A 244-nucleotide genomic window follows, 5' to 3' on the forward strand; every position below is an offset into this window, starting at 1 on the left:
TCTGGGGCCAGTTGAGCCCCGCCGAGCGCGGCCGGCTGCTCATGCGCGTGGCGCTGCGACTGGCCGATCACGAAGAAGAACTCACCCGCCTGGAGGCCCGCGACACCGGCAAGCCCATGCGCCAGGCCCGCGCCGATGCCCGCGCCATCGCCCGCTACTTCGAGTTCTATGCCGGCGCGGCGGACAAGCTGCACGGCCAGACCATCCCCTATCCGGCGGATACCACCGTGCTGACCGTGCGCGA

1 protein-coding gene is annotated in these 244 nt (G+C 71.3%); it reads left to right on the forward strand.

Going from position 1 to position 244, the window contains the following annotated elements; translation table 11 throughout:
- Positions 1-244 (forward strand): aldehyde dehydrogenase family protein (locus RVY79_RS21150; protein WP_317466576.1); only part of this gene is annotated, 244 nt, incomplete at both ends.

This window comes from Chromohalobacter sp. HP20-39 (assembly GCF_033052815.1).
Taxonomy (GTDB): Bacteria; Pseudomonadota; Gammaproteobacteria; order Pseudomonadales; family Halomonadaceae; genus Chromohalobacter.